Consider the following 15,600-nt stretch of genomic DNA (forward strand, 5'->3'; position numbering starts at 1 on the left):
GCCCGACGTAGGCTGAAGACATGTCCGATCACGCCTTCGCCACCCGCGCCATCCACGCAGGTCAGGATCCCGATCCGCTCACCGGAGCGATCATCCCGCCGATCTACCAGGCCTCCACGCACGTGCAGGACGGCATCGGCGGCTTCCGCTCCGGCTACGAGTACAACCGCGCTGGCAACCCCACGCGCAATTCGCTCGAGACGCAGCTGGCGGCACTCGAGGGCGGCGTCGGCGCGCTCTCGTTCTCGTCGGGTCTGGCCGCAGAGGACGCGCTGCTGCGCGGCATCCTCAAGCCCGGCGACCACGTCCTGCTCGGCAACGACGTGTACGGCGGCACCTATCGCCTGCTGACGAAGGTGCACGCGGCCTGGGGTGTGGAGACGACGACGGTGGAGCTCGGCGATGCGGATGCCGTCCGCGCCGCGCTGCGCCCCGAGACCAAGATCATCTGGGTCGAGACGCCCAGCAACCCGCTGCTGAAGATCGTCGACATCGCGAAGACCGTCGAACTCGCACACGCCGCAGGCATCGTCGTCGTCGTCGACAACACGTTCGCATCGCCTGCGCTGCAGAATCCGATCGCGCTCGGAGCCGACTTCGTCGTGCATTCCACGACGAAGTACCTCGGCGGGCATTCGGATGTCCTCGGGGGAGCGGTGATCTTCGCCGATGACCGGTTCTTCGACCAGGTGAAGTTCCAGCAGTTCGCCGTCGGCGCGGTCTCGGCCCCGCTGGACGGCTGGCTCACCACCCGCGGCATCAAGACCCTCGCCGTGCGGATGCGGCAGCACAGCGCGAACGCGCAGGCGATTGCTGAGTGGGCCGATGCGCGTCCCGAGTTCGAGACGGTGTACTACCCGGGGCTCGACTCGCACGCAGGGCATGAGGTCGCCGCCCGCCAGATGAGCGGGTTCGGCGGGATGCTGTCGCTCGGACTCGCGGCGGGCCCCGACGCGGCCCGCGCGTTCGCCGAGTCGACCGAGCTCTTCCAGCTCGCCGAGTCGCTCGGCGGAGTGGAGTCGCTGATCGGGTACCCGCCGGACATGACGCACGCCTCGGTGCGCGGCACGGAGCTCGCCGTCCCCGAGAACGTCGTGCGCCTGTCGGTCGGGATCGAAGACGTCGCCGACCTGCTCGCCGACCTCCAGCAGGGGCTGGACCGCTCCACACGCTGACCGTGTTGCCGCGCCCGGAGCGCGGATCGGGCACAATAGCCGGATGACGCGTCCGGTGCTGCTGTGGTGGGGGATCGGCGCGATCCTGGCCGCCATGGCTCTCGGCGCGGCGCTGACCGCGGCCGGCCCCGACATTCCGTCGGCGGTCGACACCTGGTGGAACTCGCTGATGGACGGCGTTCGGTCGCCGTTCCTCGTGGGATTCGGATCGACGCTCGACCGTGTCGGCGGCAGCAGGATCGCGACGATCGTCGGCCTCGTCGCCGTCGCCGCGCTCCTGATCGCCCGCCGATGGCGAGCCGCGGTCTTCGTGGCGGTCTCGCTTCTGGCGAGCGTGCTCGTGGTGCAGCTTCTGAAATCGCTGTTCGGCAGAACACGGCCCGAGGAGATCCTCGTCGACTCGGACTTCGGTTCGTTCCCGAGCGGCCATACCGCGAACGCCGCGACCTTCGCCGTGCTCGCGGTGATGCTCTTCCCGCGCCTGTGGGTGTGGCTGGTGGCCGGGCTGTGGATGGTCTGCATGGCGTTCTCCCGCACCGTGCTGTCGGCTCACTGGCTGAGCGACACCGTCGGCGGGATGCTGATCGGAGCAGGCGTGACGCTCGTGGTGGGCGGACTGCTGCTCGACTGGGCGCGATCGCCGAGAAGCGATTCGCCACGGACCGCCGACGACATCGGCATGAGATGACTGGGCCAGATGAGCCGACCCCAGATGAGGAGTGTGCAGTGATCGCCATCCGCCCGTACCGTGTCGAGGACCGACCGGCGATGTTCGAGGTGTGCGTCAAGACGGCCGATGCCGGCCAGGATGCCACGGGGCTGTTCGCCGAGGACGACCTCTGGGGGCTCATCTTCGCGGTGCCGTATGTCGAACGGCATCCGGATCTGGCCTGGGTGGTCGAGGCGGGCGACGGCCGGGTCGTCGGTTACATCGTCGCCACCGATGACACGGATGCCTTCGAGCAGTGGTTCCGGGACGAATGGTGGCCTCGATTCGCCGATCGGTTCCCTCGCCCGGTCACGCCGCAGACGCGCGAGGAGAAGATCGTCGAGTACGCGTACGCGCGGGAACCGGGGCGCGAGCCCAACACGGCGGAGTACCCCGCGCACCTGCACATCGACCTGCTGCCCGAGACGCAGGGGCAGGGGCTGGGGCGGCGGCTCATCGACACGCTCCTGGCCGAACTGCGCAGCCGCGGGGTGCGGGGCCTGCACCTCGGTATGGACCCGGCGAACATCGGCGCCGCCAAGTTCTACGAGCGGCTCGGGATGCAGCAGCTGCCGACCGAACCGGGCTCGCTGGCCTTCGGCATCCGGTTGTAAGCCGCCGGGAACGACTGAAGGCCCCGCTTTCGCGAGGCCTTCAGTCATCTGGCGGTGACGGCGGGATTCGAACCCGCGGTTGCTTGCACAACACACGCTTTCCAAGCGTGCTCCTTCGGCCGCTCGGACACGTCACCAGGGAACAACCTGAACAGTCTATCCGATCGCGCGCACCGCCCGTGCCGCTGCCAGCTGACGACGATATCCCGCAGCTAGGCTGACCACATGAATCGGGACACATCGTCGAGCGTGCGCGCCAGGCACGGCCACGAGCGGCCGCGATCCCGCGCCGGGCGAGTGCTCGGCTGGCTCGCGATCGGCCTCGGCACCGTTCTCGTCGCCATCATCGGCGTCGCGGTCTGGCTGTTCCTCGATCTCAGCGCCATCTACAGCGAAGATGCCGTCGAACTGCAGAGCGAGACGGAGGCTCCGCCCGAGTTCACCGAGCTCGAGGGCAGCGCGAACATCGTCATCGCGGGCACCGACAACTGCGAGCCCGAGTACGCCGACCTGTTCGGCGACCGCTGCACGGATGCCGAGGACGGCGTCCGCAGCGACGTCCTCATGCTGGTGCACATCTCGGAGCCGCCCCGCCGCGTGACCGTCGTCAGCTTCCCGCGAGATCTTCTGGTCGACATCCCGTCCTGCACGGACGCCGACGGCAACGAGACACCTGAGATGTACGGGCAGATGATCAACTCCGCGTTCAGCGCCGGCGGGCTGGCCTGCTCGGTGCAGACGGTCGAAGAGCTCACCGGCGTCGACGTCGGGTACGCCGCATCCATCAACTGGGGCGGCGTCATCGACGTCACCAACGCGATCGGCGGGGTCCCGGTCTGCCTCGCCACGCCGATGAAGGATGCCGATTCCGGCATCGACCTGCCCGCCGGCACGCATCAGCTGAAGGGAGCGGAAGCGCTTGCGTTCCTGCGCGCCCGCTACTCGACCGAGGACGGCAGCGACACCGCCCGCATCGGCAACCAGCAGCTGTACATGTCGAGCCTGGTCCGCAAGATCACCAGCGACAAGGTGCTGACCGATCCCATGGTCATGCTGCCGCTGGCGCGGACCATCGTGTCGGCGGTCGACCCCAGCACGAGTCTCACCGATCCCGGCATCCTGGTGCGGATGGGGCTTGCGCTCAAGGACATCCCGGTCAGCGACTACGTGTTCGTGCAGTACCCGGCCGTGACCTCTCAGGTCGACGCCAACCGCCTCGAACCGCTCACGGATGCCGCAACAACGCTGTTCGACGCGCTGGAGGCGAACGAACCGCTGACCCTCACCCCGGAGGGGGACGCGACGACTGAGGCGCCCGTGCCGGAGGCTCCCGAATCAGAAGCTCCCGCACCGGAGACGACCGCGCCGGCGACGCCGACGCCGGGGGAGGGCACTGTGACCCTGCCCAGCGACGTCACCGGGACCACCGGCGATGACGAGGGATGCGCGACCGGACGGGTGCGTTGAGCCGGCTCGCCTAAAATCGCAGGGTGAGCACCCCCAAGATCGTCCTGTTCTACGCCTTCGCGCCTCTCGCCGACCCCGAGGCGATCCGGATGTGGCAGCGCGATCTGGGTGAGGCACTCGGTCTGCGCGGCCGCCTGATCATCTCGAAGGACGGCATCAACGGCACACTCGGCGGCGACCTCCCGGTGCTGAAGAAATGGGCCAGATCGTTCCGGTCGTACGCGGCGTTCAAGGAGGCGGACATCAAGTGGAGCGAGGGCACCGGCCTGGATGCCGACGCCCGCAGCCTGGACTTCCCGAAGCTCAGCGTGAAGGTACGCGACGAGATCGTCTCGTTCGGCGCCCCCGGTGAGCTCCAAGTCGACGAGAACGGCGTCGTCGGGGGCGGCATCCGTCTCAGTCCGGAGGCGCTGCACGAGCTCGTCGAGTCGCGCGAGGACATCGTCTTCTTCGACGGCCGCAACGCTCTCGAGGCCGAGATCGGCCGGTTCAAGGATGCCGTCGTTCCCGACACCGAGACGACGCGCGACTTCGTGCAGCTTCTCGACTCCGGCGCCTACGACGACCTCAAAGGCAAGCCGGTCGTCACATACTGCACCGGTGGCATCCGCTGCGAGGTGCTCTCGAGCCTGATGGTCGCGCGCGGCTTCGGTGAGGTGTACCAGCTCGACGGCGGCATCGTCCGCTACGGCGAGAAGTACGGCGACGATGGACTGTGGGAGGGATCGCTGTATGTGTTCGACAAGCGCGGTTCGGTCGACTTCAGCGACCACACCGTCGTCGTGGGGGAGTGCGCCGCGTGCGGTGTGCCGACGAACCGCACCGCGAACTGCCCCGACGCCTCGTGCCGTCGCCAGTTCGTCGTCTGCGACGCGTGCGATGCCATCGCCTGCGATGAGCACGCAGCGGCCGCCGCGTGATGGTTGGATGATCGCGTGAGACTCACCCCGCGCCTGGTCGCCGGTCTGACCGGCCTTGCCGGCGTGGGCATGCTTCTCGTCTCGTGCGGAGTGCCGGCCAGCATCGACTCTGCTCCTTCATCGATCGAGGAGCTGTGCGCAGAGCCGCTGGTCCTGACGTGCGAGAGCGGCGGCGGCACGACGATCGTCGTGGTACCAGGTGATGCCGCGGACGAGCGGGTGACAGAGTTCGCGCACCGGCTGTACGACACGGATGACGAGGAGACGAGCAGTGAGATCGTCCTTCGCGGCGAGTCCAGCGACCCGCGCGTTCTCGACCCGGAGGTCTCGGCGCCGCCGAAGTGGGAGCTCACGGTGCGCCCAGCCGAACCGGAGCAGTTCGAGGTCGCGCTGTCGGGCACGCTCGCGGCGGCGGCTGTTCCCGGTGCGGTCGGCATCTTCGCGCAGGGCTGGCCGCACGTCACTGTCGAGACGCTCGACGCGTTCGAGGACGTGTTCACGCGCCTGTCCGCCATGCCGCTGTTCGAGGCCGGCGGAACGTACACGTTGCAGTCCCTCGACGAGCACCTGCGCATCGTCCACGTCCCGACGCGCACGGCGGACTCGGCGATCCTCGAGATCATCGGCATCGCCCGCGACTATCCCGCCGCCGAGGTGCTGCTGGAAGCCATGGAGAGCGAACCTCAGTACCCGACCTTCTATGTCTCCGGGCTGTCGCCTGCGCAAGCAGCCGAGCTGGATGCGCGTCTCAGCGACCCGCGTCTGGCCACGGCCGACGTGGACGGGTACGCGCTCGAGTACGTCCTCGGCTCTCTCGGCGAATACGGTACGACCTACCTCGGCGGGACCTTCGGAGGCGTGCCGGCGGGCTGAGCGTCGGCGCCGCAACGCCGGTCATTGTGAGGGGAGGCAGCCGCCGTCGAGGATGTATCCGCCCATCTCGACGGAAACGACGTCGGCCGAAACCTCGCCGAACAGGCAACCGCCGGTGGGGCCGGCGACGCCGAACAGGATGCTGCCGTAGTCGTCGCGAACCTGCGGGCCCTCGAGGCCGGCATCGTGCAGAGTGTCGCCGACTGCGTCGACCGTGATCTCACCGCGAGCCCGCAGCTCCTCGAACGCCTCGGTGAGCGGTGCGATGAGGAGGGCATTGTCCTGTCGCGTGTCCTCATCCACATCCATGCGCTCGCGGTAGCGGTCGTTCTCAGCCATGGCAGCGTCCGGGTCGTAGGGAGCGCATCCCGGCGGCAGATCGACGCCCTCGATCTCGGGACAGGCCGCGGTCGGTGTCGGTGTCGGTGAGGGTGAAGAAGCCGCGTCATCCCCGCGCGGCACGCAGCCGGCGAGCATGATCGTGAGCGCGATCAGCGCCACGGCCGCCAGCCGGGGACGAGGAATCGTCATCTCACCCCCGACAGCGACATCCGTGCGGCGAACAGCGACCGGGGCACCAGCACCGCCGCTATCCGGTCGCGCGCGTCGACGCTGCGATGCAGATCGCGGATGACGGTGCCGAGCGCTGTCGAGAGGTCGCCCGCACCCGTGCCGGGCGGCGCGTAGCTCGCGCGCTCCACCGCGTCGACCAGCATCTGCACCGCGCCTGCTTCGACCCCGCGTTCGACCAGCGCCGCCCCGCGCGTGCGGGGGGTGTCGGCATCCGAGGCGGGGAGCTGCAGATCGACGAGCGTCGCACGCACCTCCTGCCAGGCCGCGGCCGCATCGCCGCCACGCGCGCGCTTTCTCCGTCGTATGCGCACCCCGAGCCGCACCAGAGCCGGGAGCGTGAGCGCGAGCAGGATGCCGGCACTGACCAGCACCACGGGGGTGGGATCAAGCCGCCGCAGCGAACCGGCGCCCGCACCGGTCGAACCGCCTGGGTCCTCGTCCAGCTCGGGTCCGCGGGTGGGTGCGGCGGAGGGCGCCGCGGACGGCTCAGGCGCATCGGGGTCGGCTGCGGAGCCTCCGCCGGTCGTGGTGGGCAGGAAGTCGGTCGGGATTCCCAGCGATGCGGTCGGCTCGAACGGCACCCAGCCGATGCCTTCGAAGTGCACCTCGGGCCAGGCGTGCAGCTGGTCGCTGTCGACCGTGTAGATCGACTCGTCCCCGCGCTTCTCGTCCGTGAGGGAACCGGGCAGGTAGCCCACCACGACGCGCACCTGCATCTCGAGCGCTTGCGTCATGAGCGCGAAGGCGCCGGCGAAATGGATGCAGTACCCCGAACGCACCTCGAGGAACTCCTCGACCGCGTCGACGCCCGTTCCGTCGAAATCGCCGTCGACCGGAGCCTCGAGGGAGTATTCGAACTGTCCTCGGAACCAGTTCTGCATCGCGATGAGCCGGTCGTAGTCGTTCGACGCATCCGCCGTGACCTCCCGGGCGGTCTCCGCGATGAACGCCGGGACGTCGGCCCCGCCCTCCGCGGTCGCGGATGTCGCCTGGATCTGTTCGCGCGTGGGCTGGACGACCTCGGCCGTCACCGTGTAATCCTCGTTCGCGGCATCCTGATTCAGCGAGGTCACGGTGCGGTTCGACGGCATCGCCTGCCATCCCGACGAGACGCCGACGATCTTCGTCGCCGCGTAAGGAACCGGCAGCCACGAGCCGGAGATGCCCGTGATGCGGATCGACGTGCGGCGCTCGGCGGACTCGATGTCGTCGGCCCAGTCCGTTTCGCCGAATCCGTCGGAGATCGACTGCAGATCACCCTCGTCGGGCACCCACGTCGTGCCGTCGAACTCCGACAGGCTCGCGACGCGCAGGTACGGCGCCGTGGGGGCATTGGTCGCCAGCGTCATCACCGTGAACGGGGTGGGACGTCGCAGATCCTCTCCCAGGCTCAGCGAGGGATCGAGCTGTGCACTGGTGCCCGCTCCCATCCACGTCGTCGAGATCGGCAGCACCGGTGTGACCACCAGCGCCGCCGCGATCGCCGCCGCGCCGACGCTGACCGACAACCCGGCGGACGCCTGCCGGGGGTGATGATCGCTGTGCCGGATGCTGTAACGCAGCAGGAACACGGCCAGCAGGGCGAGCATGACGAACCAGGGGATGTTCGCATCGCCCAGCGTGATGATCATGGGCAGTGAACCGATCGCTGTGATGAGGACGATCGCCGGCAGGGCGAAGCGTGCGGCGATCAGCTGATCGGTCATGATCACGATGACCGCGAAGCCGATGCCGAGCATGGTGCGCAGCGCCGGGGTGTCCACGAGGGGCGCCGTCCCGAACTGCACCTGCTCCACGGCTTCGACCGCCAGCCGCCCGACACCCGCGAACGTCGCCCCGGTCGGGATGATGCCCATCAGAGCGCCCTGCGGCAGCAGCATCAGGGTCAGCAGCGGAACCGCCACGAGCAGCTGCGCGAGGGCGGACAACGGTCCGTCCGCGAAGCGGCCGCCGCGCAGCAGCCGCACCAGCATCCCGGTCGCGGCCATGGCGACGATGATCGCGACGGTGATGAGCGTCCAACTGCCCGGTGCCACGACCGCCGTGTAGGGCCACATCACGACCACGCCGGCGCAGACCGAGAGCAGTGCCGCGGCCAGAGTCCGATCGCGCAGTCTCAATCGGGCCGCGTAGCCGACCGCAGGGCGCGCCGCCGCGCGCCGCTCATCGCGGAACATGCCCGCCTCCCGGTGCCACGTGCCCGGACAGGGCATCCTCCCACGCCGCCGACACGTCCTCATCGAGCTCGCCCGTCGACCAGCCAAGTGCGGCGGCGGCCGTGAAGGCGCCGGGTTGGGGATCGGTCGCCAGCAGGATGGGCGCACCAGCGCCGCCGTGTCGCATCAGCGTGGCATCCTCTTCGTCGATCCGGCCGGTGATCATCACCAGCGGACCGGGCGGGGTTCCGTCGAGCAGGGTCACGATCTCACGTCCTTCGCCCTGCGGATGCACCATCGCGAGCACCACGAGCAGCGAATCCCGATCGTCCTCCTGGCCGCGCAGCACCCCGAGGACGCTGCCCGCCGAGTCGCGGACGTCGACGCTGTAGCCCTCCTGGACGAGGTGCAGGGCGACCGACGCGCACGCCGCGACGGCCGCCTCGAACGCTGGGTCGACAGCCGAACCCTCTCTCTCCCATCGGCGGGCGGAGCGGTCGAGGATGACGATGGCGTCCGGGCTCGCCTCTTCCTCCTCCTGCCGCACCATCAGGTCGCCGCGATGCGCTGTCGCGCGCCAGTGGATGCGCCGCATCGAGTCGCCCGACACGTACAGCCGCGGAGAGAGATTGTCGCTGCCCTGCCCGAGCCTCGAGGAGGCCGTGTGCGCGGTGCCGCCGGCGGCACCGACGTCGCCGCTCATCGGAGCCAGCGGCATCACCTCCGGCACCACCGTCACGGTGCGCGTGTCGCCGAACTCCTGGGTGCGCTGCGCGAATCCGAACGGATCGATCGTGCGCAGAGAGAGCGGACCGACCGGCCAGACGCCGCGCCGCACGCCGGTGATGCTGTACCGGATGTGCGTGCCGTTGTCGGTCGGGAAATCGCCGGACGCGTCTCCGGCGACGGCATCCGGAAGCGCGTCCTCCCAGGTGCCGTAGGGCACGCGCAGCGCGCGCAGGTCGAAGCGCACCGCCACCTGCGACTCCTCGCCGACGGTGAGGAGATCGGTCGAGATGCGCCGGGTGACGCCGCCGCCGCGACGCGGCACGTGCACGACGATGACGGCGATGCTCACCAGCGCGAACAGGAGCACGGCCACGTACAGCAGGATGGGCGCCGCCAGCATGTTCGCGGCGATCGCCAGCGCGAGCCCCGCGAGCAGCGCGACGACGCCGCGGAAGGTCAGTGGCCGTCGAGAGCTCATGGCGTCACGTACGCGCGGTCAGCGGAACGCGCACGCGCTCGACGATCTGACGGAGCGCGGCTTCGACCGGCTGGGCGCCTGCCCTGTGCACGCCGCGCGCGGGCAGCAGCCGGTGCGCGAAGACGGGGACGATGAGGGCGGTCAGGTCGTCGGGGATGACGAACTCGCGCCCGTCCAGCGCCGCCCACACCTTCGCGGCACGGACGAGCTGCAGCGTCGCCCTGGGGCTGGCGCCCAGATGCAGACTCGGATCGTTGCGGGTGGCCTGTGCCAGCGCGACGGCGTACTCCTCGACGGCGGGGGAGACGTGCACCGAGCGCGCCCACCCGATCATGCCCCTGATCGCGGCGGCATCCGCCACCGGACGGAGCGCCGACAGCGGGTTCACGCTGTCGCGCTGGCGGAGCATGAGGGCCTCGGCCGCGGCATCCGGATACCCCATCGAGATGCGCATCATGAAGCGGTCGCGCTGCGCTTCGGGGAGTGCATAGGTGCCCTCCATCTCGAGCGGGTTCTGAGTGGCGACGACGAGGAACGGGTCGGGCAGCGGGTGAGTGTGCCCGTCGACCGTGACCTGCCCCTCCTCCATGGCCTCCAACAGCGCGGACTGCGTCTTCGGAGAGGATCGGTTGATCTCGTCGGCCAGCACGATCTGCGCGAACACCGCACCCGGCTTGAACTCGAACTCGCGGTCGACGGGGTTGTACACCGAGACGCCGGTGACGTCGCCCGGCAGCAGGTCGGGGGTGAACTGGATGCGGCGCACGGCGGCGTCCACGCTCGCCGCCAGCGCTCGCGCGAGCATGGTCTTGCCGACCCCCGGAACGTCTTCGATGAGCAGGTGGCCCTCGGCCAGCAGACAGACCAGCGCGCTGCGGACGGCATTCTCCTTGCCGTCGATCACCTCGCCAACGGATGCCAGGATCGCTGAGGTCTGCCTCGCGAACTGCTCGGCCGTGATCGCGGGTCCGGTGTCGTCCATGCGTTCCCTCTCGCCCCAGCGCGCTTCGGTGCGCGTGAATCGATCGTAACCCGCGGGGGTGCCGTCCGCGCCAGTGGTTCGTCACTGCGCCGAAGGACGGCTAGACTGTCTGAGGCTCTCCGCGTGGCAGCATCCAGGCCAATTCCCCCAGGACGGAAACGTAGCAAGGGTAACCGGGCTCTGCTGGGTGCGCGGAGGGTCCTTTCTTTTCCCCGGACGAACTCGGGATGCCGGATCCACGCCACAGGTTCACCTGCGAGGATCGTGGTGTGAGCTCTTCCGTTTCCCAGCGCTCCAGCGCCGTCTCCCGCTTCGCGTCTCCGGTCGCGCTCGTGGCGCTCATGTGGGCCATCCAGTTCGCCGATGCGATCCTTCCGGGGTCGTTCACCGGCTTCGGACTGCGCTCCTGGGACCTCGGGAGCCTGCCGGGGATCGTGCTCGGCCCGCTGCTGCACGCCAGCTGGGCGCACCTGATCGGGAACACCCTGCCGCTGCTCGTGCTGGGTTGCCTGGTCGCCGTCGAGGGCGCAGGCAGGTTCTGGTTCGTCACCGCCGTGGTCACAGTGGTCGGCGGCGCGGGGACCTGGCTGATCAATGCGCCCGGCACGCTCACGGTCGGAGCATCCGTGCTCGTGTTCGGCTACTTCGTCTACGTCGTCGTGCGCGTGTTCTCGCCCCGGCCCATCGCACATCGACTGGTGTACGCGTTCATCGCCCTGATCGTCATCGTGCTGTACGGAGGGTCGATGCTGGCCGGCATCATCGGCGTGAGCTCCGGAGTCTCCTGGCAGGCGCACCTGTTCGGCGGGATCGGCGGAGGCATAGCCGCTCTGACGGGCAGCCGGCGGCCGGTTGGCGGCCGGCGGGACGCGTGAAGACGCGGTCGAGGCAGCGCAGGCGCTCGCGGCGGCGCGGCTGGCTTGCCGGCATCCTGATCGGCGGCGTCACGCTGGTGGCCCTACTGGCCGTGCTCGTGCCGATCGCGTCGTCCCGCGATCCGCTCGCGCTGTGCGTATCGCAGCCTGCGACCTTCCCCGACTCCGGGGTTGACGGCTGGGAGGGCGAACAGCTCGAGAACGCCGCCGTCATCGTACGTACCGCGAAGGCGCGGGGATTCGGACGCGAAGGGCAGATCATCGGGGTGATGGCGGCGATGGGGGAGAGCTCCCTCCGCAACATCGACTACGGCGACTGGGAGACCTCTGGCATCACCAATCCGGACGGCACCAGGACGAGCAGTATCGGCCTGTTCCAGCAGCAGGACTGGTGGGGCAGCGCTGAGGATCGCATGGACCCGGCGACATCGGCCGGGCTGTTCTACGCGCGCCTGGCGCGGCTGCGCGGCTGGCAGGACCTCGAGCCGACGATCGCGATCCACCGGGTGCAGATCAACTCCGACCCCGAGCACTACGCGCGGTTCGAAGCGGAGGCGATCTCGGTCGTCGATGCCCTGTCGGGACCCTGCCCGTGAGCGACACGCCCTAGGCTGGCAAAGTGGCGCGGAGCATCTACATCACCTCGGCCGAAGGCCATTCGGGAAAGTCCACGATCGCACTGGGCGTCCTCGACGCTCTGATGCGCGCAACGCCGCGGGTCGGGGTCTTCCGGCCCATCGCCCGTTCCTCGGCCGAACGCGACTACGTCCTCGAGCTGATGCTCGCCCACGACGGCGTCCACCTCGACTACGAGGACTGCGTCGGCGTCACCTACGACGAGGTGCGCGACGACCCCGATCGGGCTCTCGCGACCATCGTGTCGCGATTCAAGGCCGTCGAGGCGCAGTGCGATTCGGTCGTCATCGTCGGCAGCGACTACACCGATGTCGCCAGCCCCGCCGAGCTCGGCTACAACGCGCGCATCGCCGCCAACCTCGCAGCCCCCGTGCTGCTCGTGCTCGGCGGACGCGACCAGCAGGGTGGCGGTGAGCAGCTCGGCACCTCGACGGCGCGCACCCCATCGGCCGTCGGGCAGATCGCCGCCCTCGCGCTCTCCGAACTGCAGGAGGAGCGCGCCGAGCTGTTCGCCGTCATCGTCAACCGTGCCGACCCCGATGCCCTGGCGGCCACAGCGGATGCCGTGCGCGCCGTGCAGGAGCAGGCGAGGCCCGTGTGGGCGATCCCGGAGGACCGCACTCTGGTCGCCCCGTCGATCCGCGGCATCCTGTCCGCCGTCGACGGACGTCTCGTCAAGGGGGATCCCGAGCTTCTCACCCGTGAGGCGCTCAGCGTCGTCGTGGCAGGCATGTCGATGGTCAACGTCCTGCCGCGGCTCACCGAGGATGCTGTCGTCGTCGTCCCCGCCGACCGCACCGAGGTGCTGCTGGCACTGCTGCTGGCAGACGCGTCCGGCACGTTCCCGTCGATCGCCGGCATCATCCTCAACGGACCGTTCCCGCTGCCGGAGGCCATCGAGCAGCTACTCGACGGGCTCGCCTCGCGCGTGCCGATCATCGCCACCGACCACGGCACCTATGACACCGCCGTGCGGGTCATGGGGGCGCGGGGCCGACTCGCGGCCGACTCGCGGCACCGCTACGACCGGGCGCTGGGACTCTTCCAGACCCACGTCGACTACACCTCCCTCACCACGCAGCTCGGGCTTGCCGAATCCACCGTCGTGACGCCGCTCATGTTCGAGTACGGCCTGCTCGAGCGCGCCCGCGCCGACCGCCGTCGGATCGTTCTGCCGGAGGGGGAGGACGACCGCATCCTGCGCGCTGCGGCGACGCTCATCGCGCGCGACGTCGCCGACCTCACGATCCTCGGCAACCAGGCCGAGATCCACGCCAGGGCCACCGAGCTCGGCGTCGACATCTCCGCCGCGCAGATCATCAGCCCCACCGACCCCGAGTACGTCGCGCGCTTCGCCGAGGAGTACGCCCGGTTGCGTGCGCACAAGGGCGTCACAGTCCAGCAGGCCGCCGACACGGTCACCGACGTGTCGTACTTCGGAACGATGATGGTGCACCTGGGGCTCGCGGACGGCATGGTCTCCGGTGCTGCTCACACCACCGCGCACACGATCCGGCCCTCGTTCGAGATCATCAAGACCCGGCCGGGCGTCGAGGTCGTCTCCAGCGTGTTCCTGATGGCGCTCGCCGACCGCGTGCTGGTGTACGGCGACTGCGCCGTGATCCCCGACCCCACCAGCGTGCAGCTGGCCGACATCGCCGTCTCCTCCGCGGAGACGGCACAGCAGTTCGGCATCGACCCGCGCGTGGCGATGCTGTCGTATTCGACGGGCGAATCCGGTTCGGGCGCCGACGTCGACAAGGTCCGCGCGGCGACGGCGCTGGTGCGCGAGCGCGCGCCTGAACTGCCGGTCGAGGGGCCCATCCAGTACGACGCGGCAGCCGATGCCGCGGTGGCGAAGGCGAAGCTGCCGGACTCGGCGGTCGCGGGACGAGCGACGGTGTTCATCTTCCCCGACCTGAACACCGGCAACAACACCTACAAGGCCGTGCAGCGCTCAGCGGGAGCCGTCGCCATCGGGCCCGTGCTGCAGGGGCTCAACAAGCCGATCAACGACCTGTCGCGCGGCGCTCTGGTCGACGACATCGTCAACACCGTCGCGATCACCGCGATCCAGGCCCAGGGAGGTGTCGCGTGAGCGTCGTCCTCGTCATCAACAGCGGCTCATCGTCACTGAAGTACAGCCTCATGGACATGGAGCGCGAGGTGCCGCTCGGAGAGGGGCTCATCGAGCGCATCGGCCAGGAGAACAGCGACATCTCGCACACCGTGCGCAGGGTGGCGTCCGCGGGCGAGCCGGCGCCCACCGTGCTGGACACGACAGAGCGCAGCCAGCGGCCGATCGCGGACCATGACGAGGCCATGAAGGTGATGCTCGAGCAGTTCTCCGAGCACGGGCCGCAGCTGGCCGAGCATCCGCCCGTCGCGGTCGGGCACCGCGTCGTCCACGGCGGTGCCCGGTTCTTCGCGCCGACCCTGATCGACGACCTGATCGAGATCAACATCGAAGACCTCTCGGTGCTCGCGCCGCTGCACAATCCGGGTGCGGTCGCAGGCATCCGCGCGGGCAGGCGCTCGTTCGCCGATGTGCCGCACATCGCGATCTTCGACACCGCCTTCCACCAGACGCTGCCACCGGCCGCCTACACCTACGCGATCGAGCGGAAGGTCGCCGCGCGGCACCGCATCCGTCGCTACGGGTTCCACGGCACCAGCCACAAGTACGTCTCCGAGCAGGCCGCCGCGTTCCTCGACCGTCCGGTGGACGAGCTGAAGCAGCTCGTCTTCCACCTCGGCAACGGTGCGTCGGTCACCGCGATCGACGGTGGCCGTTCGGTCGAGACCTCGATGGGCATGACACCGCTGGAGGGGCTCGTGATGGGCACTCGCTCCGGCGACATCGACCCGGCGGTGGTGCTGCATCTCGGCCGGGTGGCGCAGATGACGACTCGCGAGATCGACACGCTGCTGAACAAGCAGAGCGGGATGCTGGGCCTCGCGGGCCGAATCGACATGCGCGACATCCTCGCCGGGGTCGAGGCGGGTGAGGCGGCGGCGACGCTCGCGTTCGACGTCTACATCCACCGCCTGCGCGCCTATGCGGGCGCCTACATCGCCCAGCTCGGCGGGGTCGACGTCGTCTCCTTCACCGCCGGGGTCGGCGAGAATGCGGCTCGCGTGCGCGCCGAGGCGATGAGCACGCTCGGCTTCCTCGGCGTCGAGATCGACCCTGCCCGCAATGACCGGCGCGCCCCCGGCATCCGGCGGATCTCGACGGACTCGTCGTCCGTCGAGGTGCTGGTCGTCCCGACCGATGAGGAGCTCGAGATCGCCCGGCAGACCCTGAGCCTCGCCTGAGCGGGGTTCCTGTGACCGTCATGCGCCACTACGCTGGCACCGTGGCACACAGAGGTGCCGGCCCCATTCCTGTTTCCCCGTGATTGGAGTGCTGA

Annotated in this window: 14 protein-coding genes, 1 tRNA gene and 1 other RNA gene; 11 read left to right on the top strand and 5 right to left on the bottom strand. The window is 69.4% G+C overall.

The genetic code is table 11. The features are described from left to right. The first annotated feature begins 20 nt into the window (after positions 1-20). From MAE01_RS14270 to MAE01_RS14280, 3 genes are read left to right on the top strand one after another with little or no spacing between them, the layout of a single operon-like run. Positions 21-1,175, top strand: coding sequence for a cystathionine gamma-synthase (locus MAE01_RS14270; protein WP_147040499.1), 1,155 nt, complete (start codon positions 21-23; stop codon positions 1,173-1,175). A 43-nt stretch (positions 1,176-1,218) separates the two neighbouring features. Then, a complete protein-coding gene (locus MAE01_RS14275) occupies positions 1,219-1,863 on the top strand; it encodes a phosphatase PAP2 family protein (protein WP_147040500.1) in 645 nt (214 codons plus the stop codon). 38 nt (positions 1,864-1,901) lie between these two features. Beyond that, positions 1,902-2,498 (top strand): GNAT family N-acetyltransferase, encoded by a 597-nt coding sequence (locus MAE01_RS14280; protein WP_186806255.1) that lies wholly within the window; start codon positions 1,902-1,904, stop codon positions 2,496-2,498. A 49-nt stretch (positions 2,499-2,547) separates the two neighbouring features. Here MAE01_RS14280 and MAE01_RS14285 read toward each other — a convergent pair. Beyond that, positions 2,548-2,635: transfer RNA gene (locus tag MAE01_RS14285), tRNA-Ser, on the bottom strand. Between the two features lie 88 nt (positions 2,636-2,723). On the opposite strand from MAE01_RS14285, the gene MAE01_RS14290 reads away from it, so the two are divergent. From MAE01_RS14290 to MAE01_RS14300, 3 genes are read left to right on the top strand one after another with little or no spacing between them, the layout of a single operon-like run. Continuing rightward, positions 2,724-3,965: an LCP family protein gene (locus MAE01_RS14290; RefSeq protein ID WP_147040504.1), complete on the top strand. Its 1,242-nt coding sequence runs from the start codon at positions 2,724-2,726 to the stop codon at positions 3,963-3,965. 23 nt (positions 3,966-3,988) lie between these two features. Further along, positions 3,989-4,885, top strand: a complete 897-nt coding sequence (gene trhO, locus MAE01_RS14295; protein ID WP_147040506.1) for an oxygen-dependent tRNA uridine(34) hydroxylase TrhO — start codon at positions 3,989-3,991, stop codon at positions 4,883-4,885. Positions 4,886-4,900: 15 nt separating this feature from the next. Then, a complete protein-coding gene (locus tag MAE01_RS14300) occupies positions 4,901-5,758 on the top strand; it encodes a hypothetical protein (protein WP_147040508.1) in 858 nt (285 codons plus the stop codon). Positions 5,759-5,779: 21 nt separating this feature from the next. Here the strand turns inward: MAE01_RS14300 and MAE01_RS14305 are convergent, their stop codons facing one another. The 4 genes from MAE01_RS14305 to MAE01_RS14320 are packed head-to-tail and all read right to left on the bottom strand — an operon-like array spanning position 5,780 to position 10,676. Beyond that, positions 5,780-6,289, bottom strand: coding sequence for a hypothetical protein (locus MAE01_RS14305; RefSeq protein WP_147040510.1), 510 nt, complete (start codon positions 6,287-6,289; stop codon positions 5,780-5,782). Then, the gene (locus tag MAE01_RS14310; RefSeq protein WP_147040512.1) at positions 6,286-8,508 is read right to left on the bottom strand and encodes a transglutaminase TgpA family protein; all 2,223 of its coding nucleotides are present in this window, start codon (positions 8,506-8,508) and stop codon (positions 6,286-6,288) included. The genes MAE01_RS14305 and MAE01_RS14310 overlap by 4 nt, the downstream gene beginning before the upstream one ends. Then, complete coding sequence (locus tag MAE01_RS14315) at positions 8,495-9,694, bottom strand: DUF58 domain-containing protein (RefSeq protein ID WP_147040514.1); 1,200 nt, start codon at positions 9,692-9,694, stop codon at positions 8,495-8,497. Before MAE01_RS14315 ends, MAE01_RS14310 begins: the two co-directional genes overlap by 14 nt. Before the next feature lie 4 nt (positions 9,695-9,698). Beyond that, positions 9,699-10,676 (bottom strand): AAA family ATPase, encoded by a 978-nt coding sequence (locus tag MAE01_RS14320; RefSeq protein WP_147040516.1) that lies wholly within the window; start codon positions 10,674-10,676, stop codon positions 9,699-9,701. Between the two features lie 110 nt (positions 10,677-10,786). Between MAE01_RS14320 and ffs the strand changes: the two genes are divergently transcribed. The 5 genes from ffs to MAE01_RS14345 all read left to right on the top strand — a co-directional run bounded on the left by ffs (position 10,787) and on the right by MAE01_RS14345 (position 15,505). Further along, positions 10,787-10,883: signal recognition particle sRNA small type (gene ffs, locus MAE01_RS14325), an RNA gene on the top strand. 62 nt (positions 10,884-10,945) lie between these two features. After that, entirely contained in the window at positions 10,946-11,551 is a 606-nt protein-coding gene (locus MAE01_RS14330) for a rhomboid family intramembrane serine protease (protein ID WP_147040517.1), read from the top strand. Then, on the top strand, positions 11,548-12,147 hold the full coding sequence (locus MAE01_RS14335; protein WP_147040519.1) for a hypothetical protein: 600 nt from the start codon (positions 11,548-11,550) through the stop codon (positions 12,145-12,147). Before MAE01_RS14330 ends, MAE01_RS14335 begins: the two co-directional genes overlap by 4 nt. Positions 12,148-12,170: 23 nt before the next feature. Next, complete coding sequence (pta, locus tag MAE01_RS14340; RefSeq protein ID WP_147040521.1) at positions 12,171-14,285, top strand: phosphate acetyltransferase; 2,115 nt, start codon at positions 12,171-12,173, stop codon at positions 14,283-14,285. Beyond that, a complete protein-coding gene (locus tag MAE01_RS14345) occupies positions 14,282-15,505 on the top strand; it encodes an acetate/propionate family kinase (RefSeq protein ID WP_147040522.1) in 1,224 nt (407 codons plus the stop codon). Before pta ends, MAE01_RS14345 begins: the two co-directional genes overlap by 4 nt. The last annotated feature ends 95 nt before the right edge of the window (positions 15,506-15,600 follow it).

Origin of the sequence: Microbacterium aerolatum, from assembly GCF_007988825.1 — a bacterium.
GTDB classification, from domain to species: domain Bacteria; phylum Actinomycetota; class Actinomycetes; order Actinomycetales; family Microbacteriaceae; genus Microbacterium; species Microbacterium aerolatum.

Bases quoted from the DNA above. Each gene is read 5' to 3' on its own strand.
- MAE01_RS14270 (WP_147040499.1), top strand. From the start codon at position 21: ATGTCCGATCACGCCTTCGCCACCCGCGCCATCCACGCAGGTCAGGAT.
- MAE01_RS14275 (WP_147040500.1), top strand. From the start codon at position 1,219: ATGACGCGTCCGGTGCTGCTGTGGTGGGGGATCGGCGCGATCCTGGCC.
- MAE01_RS14290 (WP_147040504.1), top strand. From the start codon at position 2,724: ATGAATCGGGACACATCGTCGAGCGTGCGCGCCAGGCACGGCCACGAG.
- MAE01_RS14305 (WP_147040510.1), bottom strand. From the start codon at position 6,289: ATGACGATTCCTCGTCCCCGGCTGGCGGCCGTGGCGCTGATCGCGCTC.
- MAE01_RS14310 (WP_147040512.1), bottom strand. From the start codon at position 8,508: ATGTTCCGCGATGAGCGGCGCGCGGCGGCGCGCCCTGCGGTCGGCTAC.
- MAE01_RS14315 (WP_147040514.1), bottom strand. From the start codon at position 9,694: ATGAGCTCTCGACGGCCACTGACCTTCCGCGGCGTCGTCGCGCTGCTC.
- MAE01_RS14320 (WP_147040516.1), bottom strand. From the start codon at position 10,676: ATGGACGACACCGGACCCGCGATCACGGCCGAGCAGTTCGCGAGGCAG.